Raw genomic sequence first — 13,916 nt, forward strand, 5'->3', positions numbered from 1 at the left:
TCCGGCCCGGAGGGAGTGAAGTCGTGAGGGGAGGTGCGGGAGTCTTCGCGCCTGCGCGATCAATCCTCGCCGAACTTGTTTTCCACCAGGCCGCACAGCGCAACCAAAGCGGCGTCCGCGCCGTCACCCTGCGCGCTGATGGTGACGCTGTCGCCCATCGCCGCGCCCAGCATCATCAGGCCCATGATGGACGTGCCGGCAACCTTGGAGCCGTCCTTTTCGACCGCGATTTCGGCCGGCTGGCTGGCGGCCAGGGTGACGAACTTGGCCGACGCGCGCGCGTGCAGCCCGCGCTTGTTGGTGATCAGCACCGTTCGTTCCGCCGTCATGCCGCGGCGGCCCCCAGCACTTCGGATGCGACGGAGATATATTTGCGCCCGGCCTCCCGCGCGGCGGCGACGGCGGCCTGGACCTTCATCACCTTGCGCGCGCCTTCCAGCCGGATCAGCATCGGCAGGTTGACGCCGGCGATCACCTCGACCCGGCCCGGTTCCATCAAGGAGATGGCCAGGTTGGAGGGGGTGCCGCCGAACAGGTCGGTCAGCACGATTACGCCGCGTCCCTGCTCGACCTTGGCGACGGCGCGCGCAATGTCGGCACGGCGCGCCTCCATGTCATCGTCGGGACCGATGCAGATCGCCTCGATACCCTGTTGAGGCCCGACCACATGCTCCATTGCGCGTACGAACTCCGCAGCAAGCTGGCCATGCGTTACCAGCACCAGACCGATCATTTCCTCACCGCCACGACTGCGTCCTTGCCCTCAGACGGCGATCCTTCCCGCGCGTCCGGCCTGTGATCGACCAGATCGCGATGTGCGATGGTGGGCGAAAACCCGGCCTTGCGCAACCTTTCTCCCATATGTTCCGCCACGTGGACCGAACGATGGCGCCCGCCGGTGCAGCCGAAGGCCACGGTCACATAGGATTTTCCCTCGTTGCGGTAGCGCGGCAACAGAGTGACCAGCAATTGCTCGATCTGGGCCATGGCCGACGCATAGGCCTCGTCCGCCACGATATAGGCCGACACGTCGACGTCGCGGCCCGTGCCGGCGCGCAACGTCGCGTCCCAGAACGGGTTGCGGAGGAAGCGCACGTCCAGCACCAGGTCGGCATCGCGCGGCAGCCCGCGCTTGTAGCTGAACGACGTGACGGTCAGCGTCGGCTCCGGGGCGACGGCGATGGCGCCGAACGCCGCGCGAATCTCCGCCTGCAGGCCGTTGCTGGTGGTTGTGCTGGTGTCGATCAGGTGGTCCGCCGCATTGCGGAGCGGGATCAGCATCGTACGTTCCAGTGCGATGCCGACCTCCGCCGCCCGGTCCAGCGCCAGCGGATGACGCCGCCGAGTCGCGGAGAACCGGGTGGCGAGCACCGCGTCGCTGGCGTCCAGGAACAGGATCTCCGCCACCTGGCCCGACGTGCTCCTGAGGCCCGCGATGCGGCGCAGGATCATGTCCGCATCGAAGCCGCGCGTGCGGCTGTCGATGCCGATCGCCAGCGGCCGCTCCGTGTCCGGGGCGCCCTGCGCCGGAGGGCTGGAGAGGAGGCGGTCGAGCAGGCCGAGCGGCAGATTGTCCACCGCCTCCCACCCCAGATCCTCAAGCGTCTTGAGGACGGTCGTGCGGCCCGCGCCGGACAGGCCGGTGACGAGCAGGATGCGGGGCGGTTGGCTCATGCCGTAAGTCCATAGAGCAGCAATGCTTTCTCAACCTTGACCGGCGCGGACGATTCGAACGGATCGAGCGCGAGGACCGGCAGCGGCAATCCGGCGATGATCCGCACCGGAAGAGGTTCGTCGGGCATTCGCGGCACCGGCTGGTCCAGCGCGATGCACAGGCCCAGAGGCGCCTCTTCCACGTAGGGCAGGGCAACAATGCCGAGCCCGCGCACCTCGATCCGCCCTTCGATATGCGGGCCGGAGCGGGCGAAGAGCTGGCCGCCACGCGCCTCCACGATCACGCCATCGTCCCCGACCAGCATCGCGCCGCGATCGATCAGGCGCAGCGCCAGATCGGACTTGCCGGACCCGGACGCCCCCGTCAGCAGCAGGCCCCGCCCACGAATTGCGACACAGGTGGCGTGCAGCGTTTCGCTCACTTCTCGGCGGCGGGCAGGCGGATGGCGAAGCGCGCGCCGCGCACGTCGCCGGGGCGGTCGGTCACGGAGATATGGCCCTGATGCCCCTCCACGATCGCTTTGGCGATGGCGAGGCCCAGGCCGGAATGGCGGCCGAACACCTCGCCCTCGGGCCGGATCGAATGGAAGCGGTTGAAGATGGCGGTGCGCTCGCCGGGAGGAACGCCGGGCCCGTCATCCTCCACCCGCAGCACCACCTGCGGCCCGTCGCGGGTCGCCGTGATCTGGACGAGGCCACCGGGCGGCGAGAAGCTGATGGCATTGTCGATCAGGTTTTCGATCGCGCGGGCCAGCCGCTGCCCATCGCCAAAGATCATCGCGCTGCCCCGATGCGGGCGACCGAAGGCGAGGCGGATGTCGTGGGGCAGCCCGCGCGCCTCGCGGGCCTCCACCAACTGTTCGATCATGTGACCCACATCGACCGATTCGAACCGCGCGCGCGACAGTTCCGCGTCCATCCGCGATGCTTCGGACACGTCGGTGATGAGCCGGTCGAGCCGTCGCACATCGTCGCGGATCACCACCAGCAGCCGTTCGCGCAGTTCCGGATCGGTCACCCGTTCCAGGCTGTCGATCGCGGAGCGGAGCGAAGCCAGCGGATTCTTCATCTCGTGCGCGACATCCGCCGCAAAGGCCTCGGTCGCGTCGATCCGCTGGCGCAGCGCCTGGCTCATGTCGCTGAGCGCGCGGGCAAGCGTGCCGATCTCGTCGCGGCGGGAGGGTAGGCGCGGGACTTGCACCTCACGCGAGCGACCAAGGCGGACGCGGTGGGCGGCCAGTGCCAGCCGGCGGAGCGGACGGGCGATGGTGCGGGCGAGCCATAGTGACAGGGCGATGGAGATGGCGCTGGTGCCGAGCAGCACCAGCCCCAGCCAGAAGCGTTCGGCGCGCACCGTGCGGATCACGTCGCGCTGGTCGCTGGTCAGCAGCAGCACGCCGCGACCGGGCACCGGCACCGCCGCCGAGATGACGGGGGTGCGGGCGGGCGCGCGACGGATAGCGGTCTGCACGGCGCGGGTCCGCTGCGCGCGAACCGCCTCTGGCCAAGCGGCCAGACGATCCCGCGCCGGTTCGGTGAACGGTTCCGGCACCTCGGCGCCGACCACGCGGTCGATCACCTTGTCCATGGCGCGTGCGACGTGCCGCCGCCACGGCTCCTCCGACGGATCGCGCAACGTGTAGGTCGGCGTGCTGTCGGTCCAGCTGTCGAGCGGCGCGCCACCGTCCCGGTACAGACGGAAGCGGGTATCGTTGGCCCGGCCCAGGCGGGTGAGCAGCACCTGCAACTCGTCCGCGTGGGCGGCGGCCATCGCGGCGGCGGCCAGCTTGCTCTCCGTCGCGATCCGGTCGGTCCGCTCCTGGATCAACTGGGTGCGGTAGGAATCGAGATAGAAGAAGCCCCCCGCCAGCACGATCAAAGCGAAGATGTTGACCGCCAAGATGCGGGCGCGGAGCGTCAGCGGGCCGGCGATGCGGCCCTCGCCCGCGTCACTCCTCAGAAAAGCGGTAACCAACGCCATAAAGCGTCTCGATCGCTTTGAAGTCGGAGTCCACCCCGCGGAACTTGCGGCGGAGGCGCTTGATGTGGCTGTCGATGGTGCGGTCGTCGACATAGACGTCATCCTGATAGGCCGTATCCATCAGCTGGTCGCGCGATTTCACGAAGCCCGGCCGTTGGGCCAGCGCCTCCAGGATCAGGAACTCGGTCACGGTCAGGGTGACGTCGCGCCCGCCCCAGCTGACGCGGTGGCGGGCCGGATCCATTTCCAGCCGGCCGCGCACGATCTTCTCGGCGGGGGTTCCGGTCTCCTCGCCCTCGGGCCGGCCGCGCATCTCCACCCGGCGCAGGATGGCGCGAATGCGGGCGATCAGCAGGCGCTGGCTGAACGGCTTGGTGATGTAATCGTCCGCCCCCAGCGCCAGCCCCAGCGCCTCGTCCAATTCGTCATCCTTGGACGTCAGGAAGATGGCGGGCAGCGCCGGCACGCGTTCGCGCAGGCGGCGCAGCAGCTCCATGCCGTCCATGCGCGGCATCTTGATGTCCAGCACGGCCAGATCGGGGGGATTGTCGGCCAAGGCCTTCAGCGCGCTTTCGCCGTCGGTATAGACCCGAACCGCGAACCCTTCGGTTTGAAGCGCGATCGACACCGATGTCAGGATATTGCGGTCGTCGTCGACGAGCGCGATCGATGCGGTCATTCTCGGCCCTTGCACGTGGCAGGAAGGGCGACGCCGATAGCGCCTTGGGGGGCGATGCTCAACCGTTACGGCGCCGGACGGCCGATCTCCCGCGCGGGCCGGTGCGCAAAGCCGGCGCGGGGCAAGCGGGCGCGGGCCCTTTCGGGGTAAGGCGTCGGGCACGTTGCGGCGGTGAGGGCGTCGGGTCCATGACGTGCCCGGCATAGCGGGCGCGCCAGTGATGGCGGGTGTCTCCGCCGGAGGTTTCCTGATCGATCGGGAGGACAAGACATGCACCCTTCAACCCTGTTCCGCGTCATGAAGGCCGCGCTGCTGTGCGGGGCCATGATCGTTTCTGCCGCCCCCGCAGCCGCCGCGCACTATGCCGCCAGCGTGTTCGCCAGCGACCTCAACAATCCGCGCGGGCTCGCCTTCGGCGCGGATGGCACCCTGTATGTCGCGGAGACGGGCTATCTGGATCCGTCGGTCCCGGTGGAGGGCGGATTCCGGTTCATGGCCACGGGCTCCATCACGCAGGTTTCGGGTAGTGGCCAGTCGCGCATCGTGACCCGGCTGCCGTCCATCTTCAGCACGGCGATGGGCAACACGAGCGGGGCGGCGGACATCGCATTCGGCGCGGATGGCACCGGCTATGTCGTGGTCGGGCTGGGAACCAACCCCGCCAACCGCCCGGCCGACAGCCGGTTGGGCCATGTCCTGACCTTCACCAATAACGGGACGGTGGCCGACTTCGCGGACGTGAGCGGGGTGGAGGGGCGTCTGAACCCGATCGGGCTGCCGGACAGCAATCCCTTCCACCTTGCGGCGACACCGACCGGACTGCTGGTGACCGATGCCGGCGCCAACACGCTCAATCAGGTTTCCGCATCCGGCGGAGCCTCCATCCGGGCGATTTTCCCGCCGCGCTTCATCGGCCAGCCCTTGCCGCTGAGCGACTCGGTCCCGACCGGCGTCACGGTGGGACCGGACGGCACGATCTATGTCGCCGAACTCACCGGCTTCCCCTTCGTCCCCGGTGCGGCGCGGATCTACAGCCTCGCGCCCCGCAGCGACCTGCCCAGCCTGCTTGCGACGGGACTGACCAACCTGACCGACCTGGCATTCGGGCCCGATGGCAGCCTGTACGCCCTGGAATATGACGTGGACGGCATACTCGGGCCGGGCGTGGGCGGCGCGATCCTGCGCATCATGGCGGACGGAACGTCGCAGACTCTGTTCGACACGGGACTGGTCAACCCCACCGGCCTGACGATCGGCAGCGACGGCGCATTCTATGTGACGGTCAACAGCAATGGCGGGCAGGGCGCGGGCGAGGTGTGGCGGATCGCCCCCGTGCCGGAACCGGCGAGCTGGATGCTGGTCATCTCCGGCTTCGGACTGGTGGGGCTGGCGCTGCGGTCCAGCCGCCGGCGTGAAGCGGGCATGGACGGGATCGACATAGCGGTAGCGGCCTGAACCTACCTCTCGGCACCATGGCGCGCTAAACTATCCGCGGGATGTGCCGTGAAGAGGATCGTGCTGCACGATCGCGTCCCCTCCGGATCCTCGGCCAAGCGCAAGGGCTGGCTGCGTACTCTGTTTGGTAGTGAGACGGCAGAGGGCGATCCGCCCGCACCCGAGGCAGCCGACATGCTGCCGCCCAGAGCGATGGACAGCGAGCTGGCGGTGCTGGCGGCGCAACTTGCCCACCTGATCGGCTCCGCGCGTGAGCGGCTGGACGGCGCGATGGAGATGGTCGATCGCTCCGCCGACGAAGCCGCCGATTATGGGCGGGCGCTCAATCGCGGGGCGGACGCGCTGACGTCGGGCCAGTTGCCGCCCGAAGCGATGGACGGGCTGCTGACGCTTACGCGCGCGATGATCGAGCGCACCGACCTGGCCGAGCAGAAGCTGCGCTCCACCAATGCCGAGTTGCGGGCGCTGCAACGCGATCTCAGCCTGGCGCAGGAGAGTGCCGAGCGCGATCCGCTGACCGGATTGCTCAACCGGCGCGCGCTGGAGCAGGCACTCGCCCGCGCGGTGGAGACGGCCCAGCGGACCGATGCGGCGCTGGCGATCGCCTTGTGCGACATCGACCATCTCACGGGCCTGAACGATGCGCATGGCCAGGATGTGGGCGACCGGGTGCTGCGCCTCGTCGGTGAGTCGCTGGCGGCGAACGGTGACGGTCAGACCTTTGCCGGACGGCAGGGCGGCGGGGAGTTCGTGCTGCTGTTCGAGGACAAGGCCGTGATCCCGGCCGCCGCCGCCATCGACACGGTGCGGGAGGCGTTCGGCCAGCGTTTCCTGCGCTCGCGCTCAGACGGTGCGCCGATCGGCAACGTCACCTTTTCGGCGGGCGTGGCCGGGCTGGTGCAGGGAGAGGACGGCAATGATCTGCTCCGCCGCGCCGACCATGCGCTGCGCCGCGCCAAGGATAGCGGCCGCAACCAGGTGATGATCGACAGCGGCGATTAGCTGCGACGTGGCGTCAGCGCGCGGTGGCGATATGGCGCGCTTCGTCCAGGCCGCGTTCGATCGCCTGGGTGATGCCTTCGCCGATCGCGGGCGCGGCGATGGCGATCAGGACCAGTCCGGCCAGCAACGTGGCGGGCAGGCCCACCGCGAACAGGTTCATGCTGGGGGCGGATCGGGCCAGCATCCCCATCACGATCTGCACCAGGATCAGCGCGAACCCGACCGGCAAGGCGATGGCGAAGCCCGCCGCCAGCATGTCGCCCCCGAACATGACCAGGCCGCGCACGCTTTCCGCGCCTAGCCACGCCTGGCCGATCGGCAGCGTGCGGTAGCTGTCGACCACGATCGCGGCGAGCGTCAGGTGGCCGCCGATCGCCAGGAACAGGAAGGTACCGAGGATCGACAGGAATTGCGCCAGCGCGGGCGTGGGCGTGCCGGTCTGCGGATCCATCATGCCGGCAAAGCCCAGGCCCATGGCGTTGCCGATGATCTCGCCCGCCAGCATCGCGGCGGAAAAGCCGATCTGGACGGCGAAGCCCAGCGCCGCGCCGGCCAGCACTTCGCCGATCACCATGGCGATGCCGGGAAAGGAGGCGATACCGTCCGGCGGCAGCTGGAACGGGACGGCGTTCAACCCGGCCATGCCGATCGCGATCGCCACGATGAAGCGCAACTGCATCGGCACCGCCGCCATCCCGAACAGGGGTGCTGCGAGGAAGGCGGCGCCCGGCCGGATCGCCGCCAGCAGCCACAGCCACAGGTTCGCCTCCAGATCGGCGAAGGCGGGGGGCAGCATGGGGCTAGCGGACGACGTCGGGGATGCGGGCGTACATGTCGCGCATGAAGTCCGCGCATAGCATCAGCATCGATCCGCCGAACAGGATCAGGCACAGGCCGACCACGATCAGCTTGGGCACGAAGGACAAGGTCGCCTCGTTGATGGAGGTCGCGGCCTGGATCATGCCCAGGATCAGCCCCGCCACCAAGGCCGGCACCAGCACCGGTGAACAGGCCAGCGCCAGCACCCACAATGCCTGCTGCGCGACGCCGATGAAATAATCGGGCGCGGCGGCGCTATCCACTATTGGAAGCTCCCGGCCAGGCTGCCCATCGTCAGCGCCCAGCCGTCGACCAGCACGAACAGCAACAGCTTGAACGGCATGGAGATGATCGCCGGCGACAGCATCATCATGCCTAGCGCCATCAGGGTCGATGCCACCACGAGGTCGATCACCAGGAAAGGCAGGAAGATCAGGAAGCCGATCTGGAACGCCGTCTTCAGCTCGGACGTGATGTAGGCCGGCAGCAGGATGGAGAAAGGCACCTCCGCCGGACTGTTGAAGCGCGGCGCCTTGGCCATGTCGGCGAACATCTTCAGGTCGGTCTGGCGCGTCTGGCGGATCATGAAGCCGTGCAGCACGTTGCCGGTACGCGACACCGCTTCCTCGATCGAGATCTGGCCCTGACCATACGGCGTATAGGCGATGCGATTGATCTGATCCACCGCGGGCCGCATCACGAACAGCGAGAGGAACAGCGCCAGGCCGACCAGAACCTGATTGGGCGGCGTCTGCTGCAACCCCAGCGCCTGGCGCAGGATCGACAACACGATGATGATCCGGGTGAAGCTTGTCATCATCAGCAGCAGCGACGGCAACACCGTCAGCAGGCTCATCAGCACCAGGATCTGGAGCGACAGGGACAGCGGTTGTCCCGTGCCGCCGATGGTGCGGACGGCGCGATCCAGCCCGCCGCCAGGCGCGGCGGCCGGTGCGGCAGGCGCCGCCTGCGCCAGCACCGGGTGCGCCATCAGTACGGAGATCAGCAGCGCCACCGCGAGCAGCACAAGCGCCTTCAGCCCGCGCCCGCTGGCCTTCACCCCCGCCATGTCACGCATCGGGGAGCGCGAAATTGGGGGCGTCCGCCTCCGCAATCTTGTCGACCCGCCCGCGCGAGACGGCGAGCAGGATGCGCTTGCCGGAAAATTCCACCACCGCCAGCCGGCTCATCGGGCCCATCGGCACCGCATCGACGATGCGGATCGCGCGTTCGCGGCTGCCGAAACTCATGCCGGGCTGGAGCTTGCGGTAGAGCCACAGGCTCAACACCGCCAATCCCCCCACCAGCACCACCATGATGAACAGCTGGAGGAGGTAGGCGCCCATCATATCCGTCGTTCGATCCCCGACAGCCGCGCCTCGGTGGCGACGACGTCCACGACCCTTATGCCGAACTTGCCGCCGACCGTCACTACCTCTCCGCGCGCCACCAATGTGCCGTTGACCAGAATGTCGAGCAGCTCGTTGGCCTGGCGGTCCAGCTCGACCACCGATCCTTCGGCCAGGTCCATCAGCTCGGACAGTTTCAGGCTGGTCGATCCGACCTCGACCGACAGGCGCAGGGGGATGTCGGCCAGCAGGCGATAGTTGCGGCCGGCCGCGAGCCCGTCGAACGCAGGTGCTTCGGTCATGTCGCTCATCAAACCTGTCCTACCTTTTCGATCATCAGCGCGGCGCGCCCATCCTGTTCCCCGATAACGCCGTCCGCGATCCGGCGCGATCCCGCAAGCAGGGGCGTGCGCGGCGCCAGCGTGATCGGGATGACGTCCCCCGGCTTCAACGACAAGAGCTGCGCCACCGAAATCTCCGGACGCGCCAGGACGCTGCGCACCGGCAACGTGACCTCCTGCAACGCATCGCTCATCCGCCGGCGCCATTCGGTGCCGGTGCTCACATCCTCGTCATGGACGCGCGCGGCCATCTTTTCCTCGATCGGGCGCAGCATGGCGAGCGGATAAACCACCTCGATCTCGGACGGGCCGGCATCGGTGGCGATGGCGAAACGCTGGATCACGACCCCTTCGTCGCGCCGCAGGAAGGGCAGGTGGAGCACGCTCATCTCCTGCCCGGCCAGCGCCAGGTCGATCGGCGTCACCTCGTTCCAATGCTGCACCAGGATGGTCGACAGGCGATCGAGCAGGCGGCGGAGCAGCAATTCCTCGCTGGGGGTGAAATCGCCCGTCTTGGGCTGGCGACTGCCGCCGGGTGCGCCGCCGTAGAAGCTCTCCACCAGCCGCGCGACGAAATCGGGCTCGATCGCCACCAGCATCCCGCCCTTCAGCGGGCGCAGGCGGTAGAGCGTCAGGCTTACGGGGCCGCGCAGGCGATCCTGCCAGTCGCCATAGCTGATCGTTTCCAGCGGCTGCGCGCTGACGCCGATCCGGCCCCGCGCGATCGGCTCCAGCGCGGGCTTCAACGCGCGCGCCAGCTTGTCGCCCATCCGCTCCAGGCCGGTCAGCCGGGTCGGCCGGAAATCGTCCTGGCCCAAGGCGAACGGCTGCGCCTCCGGCCCGGAGGCAAAGGCCACGCCCGGCGTCGCCCCGGCGAGTTCGTCGAGGATCACCGCCGACTCAGCCGGAGCGAGCCTGCGCGTCATTGGATGATGAAGCTGGTGAAATAAACGTCGTCCACGCCGCCAAAGCCCTCGCGATGTTGCAGAACATGGTTGATCACGTCCTTCAGCCGCTTGCGCAATGCCAGTTTGCCTTCGGGCGTGTCCAGTGCGGACGCATCGGAGCTTGCCAGCACCTCCAGCACGGCCGAGCGGACCGGCATGTCGCTCTCTTCCAGATGCTTCACGACCTTTTCGTCGTAGAAGGTGGAGACGCCCAGACCCATCTGGAGGAAGCCGTCCGTATCGCGCAGGTTGGACGTGAACGGCTGTTCCATCGGATAATAAGTCGACTTGTAGACTTCCGGGTTGATGCGGGTGCCGTCCGGCAGGTCGGTGGGGCCGGACTGCCCTTCCTTCAGCACCAGCTTCGGGCGGTGCGGATCTTCCTTGTGGCCGCCGCTGCCGCCCGCCGCATACAGGCCCGCGCCGACGCCGCCGCCGATCAGCACCAGCGGCAGGACGCCGAACAGCACCAGCTTCTTGACCAGTCCGCTTTTCTTCTTGGGGGCTTCGGCCGCTGCCTTGTCGTCACTCATCGTCGCTCACCATCATGCGTAGAGCGCGTCCGCATCGCCGGACGCCGTCGAATCGGCTTCCGCCGTTCCCGACTGGTTACGCGCAAATGGTTGATGGCCGGTTGAGGATTGCCGATTCTGCCCACCCTGACCGTTCTGGGCGAGGGCCTGCTGCTGCTGCTGATGCTGCTGCTGACCCGATGGATTGTCCCAGCGCGACTGGCCGGAGGAGCCATTGTCCTGCTGGCGCACGTCCACCTGCGTGTCGCTGATCCGCAAGCCTTGCGCGCGCGCCTCCGCCACCAGGCGCGGCTGGTTGTCGACCAGCAGGTTGCGGGTGGCGTCGGTGTCGGCGGTCAGGCGGATCGAGGCGCCGTCGTCGCTGTGGGCGATGGCGACGCTAAGCGCGCCGAGATGCTGGGGATTGAGCTTGAAATGCAGGTTGTTGCCCCCGCCCGCCGAATGCGCGATCTCGCGCGCCAGCGTATCGAGCCATGCGCCGTCCTTGGCGACGGTCAGTTGCTGCTCCACGCCGATGTCGCTCGCGATCGGCGCGGCGCCGGCAAGGGCCGTGCCGGCCACGGGTTCGTTGACGCGCTGGGACAGCCCGATCGGCAGGGCCTCGGCGACGGTGCCGCCATCGGTACGGCGGCGCAGCACCGGCTGTGCGTCCGGCGTCGGCTTGGCGTCGCCAAGCGCCACGCTTTGTGCCGGCGCCTTGGCGGCGGCGCCGTTCGGAAGGGGTGCTGCGGTACCGCCGTCCTTCGCCTTCGCCTCCGCCGATCGGTCCTGCTGTGCGGCCGCCAGCAATGCCTTGAGCGAATCCGGCAGGGGGGTGCCGTCCGCCGCCGTGGACGTGGCGGTGGGCCGAGCCGGCTGAGCGGCATCCTTGGTCTGCTGATCGGTGCGGGGGAGCGCAACGGCAGGTGCGGCCTGTGTCGCGGCCATCGGAATGCCGGGCAGGGCGTTCGCCGCCGGCATGACCCTGGCGGCCGGGCTGCCGGCGATATTGGCGACCGGCGCTGCGGCAATCGGCTGAGCCTGCACCGGCGGCGCGGCAAAGGGGGCGAGCGCCAGCACGGCCATCGGCCCGGCGGCGATCGCGTCGGCCAGCGGATCGACGGCCTCGTCCTCCGTCGCGGCGGCAGCGTTCAGGTCGCTCGTGCCGTCGCTGGTCCCTTCCGCGACGCCGGGCAGTGTACCGGCCATCATCGTCTCGACCGCCGCCGCCGGTGGGATCGTTCCCGCCAGGCCATCGACGGGCAGCGCGATCGGCATGGCCGTGGACGGCGACACCGTTGCCAGCAACTCGGCAAAGGGATTGGGCAGGCCCGCGGGCACACCGGTCGCGGCCGCATCGCCGCCCGCAACCGTTCCGCCCGGCGTGCTGGCCGGGGCGAGAAGGGCGGACGCCCCACCCGCTGCGATCATTGTGTCAGCCACGTGCCGTGTCCTTGCCGTTGCGCGGGCGGATGCCCGCCATCATGCGGTCTTCGATCATGCGCTGGAGGTCGGCCACCGCCCGGGTCTGGAGCCGTTCGGCGCTTTCCCGCGCAATGTCGGCATCGCGCCGTTCGTCCGCGCGTGCCGATGCGGTCACCCGCGCGGCGTTGATGGCGCTGGTCAGGCCCTCGCGCACCGAATCCAGCCGCTGGCCCAATTCGCCGGTATTGGCGAGCGAAGCACCGCTCATCTGTCCCGTCGCCGGGATCAGGCTGGAGCGGAGCGCGGACAGTCGCGCGGCGTTGCCTTCCAGCTGCACCACCTTGCCCTCAGCCGTCGCGGCCTCGCTCACGGCGCGGAGGTGCTGGACCTCGCGGACTCGGGTGATTCGGGCGCGGCGCGCGGCAAGGGCTTTCATGCCCCGAAGTTATCGACCAGTTGCGTAACCGAGACGTTAAGAGTGATGAGTTCGTGCTGATCCTGGCGCAAAAATTCCAGGATCAGCGGCATGTGGGCGATGGCCGCGTCCACGATCGGATCGCTGCCGTCCTTGTACGCGCCCATCAGGATCAGATCGCGATTTTCCTCATACACCGACCACAGACGGCGCAGCGTGCGGGCGGCCATGGCGTGGGGTGGCGCGATGATGTCGGACATCACGCGGCTCAGCGACTTGCCCACGTCGATCGCGGGGAACACGCCCTGTTCGGCCAGCGCCCGCGACAGGATGATGTGCCCGTCGACGATCGCGCGCGCCGTGTCGACGATGGGGTCGGACGTGTCGTCGCCATCGGCCAGCACGGTGTAGAGGGCGGTGATCGACCCGCCGGTGCGGACGTCCACGCCGGCCCGCTCGCACAGACGCGGGATCAGGCCGAGCGCGGAGGGGGGATAGCCCTTCATCGTGGGCGGCTCACCCAGGCTGAGGCCGATTTCGCGCTGGGCATGGGCCACGCGCGTCAGCGAATCGACCAGCAGCAGCACGCGCTTGCCCTGATCGCGGAAATATTCGGCGATGGCGGTCGCCCGCATGGCGGCGCGCAGGCGCAGGATCGGGGGATGGTCCGCCGGCACCGCGACCACGGCCGTCTTGTGACGCACGCCGTCCAGCTTGGTGGCGAGGAAGTCGGACACTTCGCGGCTGCGTTCGCCGACCAGCCCGACCACGATCACGTCGGCCACGGCACCTTGCAGCATCTGCCCCATCAGCACCGACTTGCCGACGCCCGAACCGGCGGCGATGGCGATGCGCTGGCCCACGCCGGCGGTCAGCAGCGCGTTGATCGCGCGCACGCCGAAGTCGAACGGCTCGGTCACGCGGGCGCGATCGAGCGGGTTGGATCGCTTGCCGGCGAGCGGCCAGCGATCCCGGGTGGCGATCGGCCCCATGCCGTCGATCGGATTGCCGAGCGCGTCGACCACCCGGCCGAGCAGGGCATCGCCCACATCCACATGCGTGCCGCGCCGATCGGGTTCGACCCGCGCGCCGCAGCTGTGCGGCGCATCGGCGTCCAGCGCCATCAGCAAAGTACGGTCGCCGCGAAAGCCGACCACTTCCGCCAAGGCGGCATGGCCATCCGCATCGATCACGCGCGCATTGGCGCCGACCGGCTCGCGAAAGCCGGTCGCTTCCAGCATCAGCCCGTCATAGGCCGCCAGCCGACCGACCCGGCGCGGGCCGCTGCCCTCGATGTCGATCGCGTCCAGCATCGCC

General features: G+C 68.8%; 18 protein-coding genes. 2 read left to right on the plus strand and 16 right to left on the minus strand.

Annotated features, from left to right (window positions below; all coding sequences use genetic code 11):
- Nucleotides 1-59: 59 nt before the first annotated feature.
- From Q0D93_RS00610 to Q0D93_RS00635, 6 genes are read right to left on the minus strand one after another with little or no spacing between them, the layout of a single operon-like run.
- Nucleotides 60-329, minus strand: a complete 270-nt coding sequence (locus Q0D93_RS00610) for an HPr family phosphocarrier protein (RefSeq protein WP_294389890.1) — start codon at nt 327-329, stop codon at nt 60-62.
- Nucleotides 326-733 (minus strand): PTS sugar transporter subunit IIA, encoded by a 408-nt coding sequence (locus Q0D93_RS00615; protein ID WP_294389893.1) that lies wholly within the window; start codon nt 731-733, stop codon nt 326-328. The genes Q0D93_RS00610 and Q0D93_RS00615 overlap by 4 nt, the downstream gene beginning before the upstream one ends.
- The gene (gene rapZ / locus Q0D93_RS00620; RefSeq protein WP_294389896.1) at nt 730-1,674 is read right to left on the minus strand and encodes an RNase adapter RapZ; all 945 of its coding nucleotides are present in this window, start codon (nt 1,672-1,674) and stop codon (nt 730-732) included. The genes Q0D93_RS00615 and rapZ overlap by 4 nt, the downstream gene beginning before the upstream one ends.
- On the minus strand, nt 1,671-2,096 hold the full coding sequence (locus Q0D93_RS00625; RefSeq protein ID WP_294389898.1) for an HPr kinase/phosphatase C-terminal domain-containing protein: 426 nt from the start codon (nt 2,094-2,096) through the stop codon (nt 1,671-1,673). The genes rapZ and Q0D93_RS00625 overlap by 4 nt, the downstream gene beginning before the upstream one ends.
- Nucleotides 2,093-3,655 (minus strand): ATP-binding protein, encoded by a 1,563-nt coding sequence (locus Q0D93_RS00630; RefSeq protein WP_294389900.1) that lies wholly within the window; start codon nt 3,653-3,655, stop codon nt 2,093-2,095. Before Q0D93_RS00630 ends, Q0D93_RS00625 begins: the two co-directional genes overlap by 4 nt.
- Nucleotides 3,624-4,334 (minus strand): response regulator transcription factor, encoded by a 711-nt coding sequence (locus tag Q0D93_RS00635; protein WP_294389903.1) that lies wholly within the window; start codon nt 4,332-4,334, stop codon nt 3,624-3,626. The genes Q0D93_RS00630 and Q0D93_RS00635 overlap by 32 nt, the downstream gene beginning before the upstream one ends.
- A 270-nt stretch (nt 4,335-4,604) precedes the next feature.
- Between Q0D93_RS00635 and Q0D93_RS00640 the strand changes: the two genes are divergently transcribed.
- The gene (locus Q0D93_RS00640) at nt 4,605-5,789 is read left to right on the plus strand and encodes a ScyD/ScyE family protein (protein WP_294389906.1); all 1,185 of its coding nucleotides are present in this window, start codon (nt 4,605-4,607) and stop codon (nt 5,787-5,789) included.
- A 48-nt stretch (nt 5,790-5,837) separates the two neighbouring features.
- Entirely contained in the window at nt 5,838-6,791 is a 954-nt protein-coding gene (locus Q0D93_RS00645) for a GGDEF domain-containing protein (protein WP_294389910.1), read from the plus strand.
- A 13-nt stretch (nt 6,792-6,804) separates the two neighbouring features.
- Here the strand turns inward: Q0D93_RS00645 and fliR are convergent, their stop codons facing one another.
- The 10 genes from fliR to Q0D93_RS00695 all read right to left on the minus strand — a co-directional run bounded on the left by fliR (nt 6,805) and on the right by Q0D93_RS00695 (nt 13,912).
- Entirely contained in the window at nt 6,805-7,587 is a 783-nt protein-coding gene (gene fliR, locus Q0D93_RS00650) for a flagellar biosynthetic protein FliR (RefSeq protein ID WP_294389912.1), read from the minus strand.
- Between the two features lie 4 nt (nt 7,588-7,591).
- Nucleotides 7,592-7,873, minus strand: a complete 282-nt coding sequence (locus Q0D93_RS00655) for a flagellar biosynthetic protein FliQ (protein ID WP_294389914.1) — start codon at nt 7,871-7,873, stop codon at nt 7,592-7,594.
- The gene (gene fliP / locus Q0D93_RS00660) at nt 7,873-8,679 is read right to left on the minus strand and encodes a flagellar type III secretion system pore protein FliP (RefSeq protein WP_294390636.1); all 807 of its coding nucleotides are present in this window, start codon (nt 8,677-8,679) and stop codon (nt 7,873-7,875) included. Before fliP ends, Q0D93_RS00655 begins: the two co-directional genes overlap by 1 nt.
- Nucleotide 8,680: 1 nt before the next feature.
- Entirely contained in the window at nt 8,681-8,959 is a 279-nt protein-coding gene (locus Q0D93_RS00665) for a flagellar biosynthetic protein FliO (protein ID WP_294389916.1), read from the minus strand.
- A complete protein-coding gene (gene fliN / locus Q0D93_RS00670) occupies nt 8,956-9,270 on the minus strand; it encodes a flagellar motor switch protein FliN (RefSeq protein ID WP_294389918.1) in 315 nt (104 codons plus the stop codon). Before fliN ends, Q0D93_RS00665 begins: the two co-directional genes overlap by 4 nt.
- On the minus strand, nt 9,270-10,226 hold the full coding sequence (locus tag Q0D93_RS00675; RefSeq protein WP_294389920.1) for a FliM/FliN family flagellar motor switch protein: 957 nt from the start codon (nt 10,224-10,226) through the stop codon (nt 9,270-9,272). The genes fliN and Q0D93_RS00675 overlap by 1 nt, the downstream gene beginning before the upstream one ends.
- The gene (locus Q0D93_RS00680; RefSeq protein WP_294389922.1) at nt 10,223-10,780 is read right to left on the minus strand and encodes a flagellar basal body-associated FliL family protein; all 558 of its coding nucleotides are present in this window, start codon (nt 10,778-10,780) and stop codon (nt 10,223-10,225) included. The genes Q0D93_RS00675 and Q0D93_RS00680 overlap by 4 nt, the downstream gene beginning before the upstream one ends.
- Before the next feature lie 12 nt (nt 10,781-10,792).
- Complete coding sequence (locus Q0D93_RS00685) at nt 10,793-12,202, minus strand: flagellar hook-length control protein FliK (RefSeq protein ID WP_294389924.1); 1,410 nt, start codon at nt 12,200-12,202, stop codon at nt 10,793-10,795.
- The gene (locus Q0D93_RS00690) at nt 12,195-12,554 is read right to left on the minus strand and encodes a hypothetical protein (RefSeq protein WP_294389927.1); all 360 of its coding nucleotides are present in this window, start codon (nt 12,552-12,554) and stop codon (nt 12,195-12,197) included. The genes Q0D93_RS00685 and Q0D93_RS00690 overlap by 8 nt, the downstream gene beginning before the upstream one ends.
- Nucleotides 12,555-12,616: 62 nt before the next feature.
- A complete protein-coding gene (locus Q0D93_RS00695) occupies nt 12,617-13,912 on the minus strand; it encodes a FliI/YscN family ATPase (protein ID WP_294390637.1) in 1,296 nt (431 codons plus the stop codon).
- Nucleotides 13,913-13,916: the final 4 nt, after the last annotated feature.

Origin of the sequence: uncultured Sphingomonas sp., from assembly GCF_934560975.1 — a bacterium.
Classification (GTDB): domain Bacteria; phylum Pseudomonadota; class Alphaproteobacteria; order Sphingomonadales; family Sphingomonadaceae; genus Sphingomonas_I.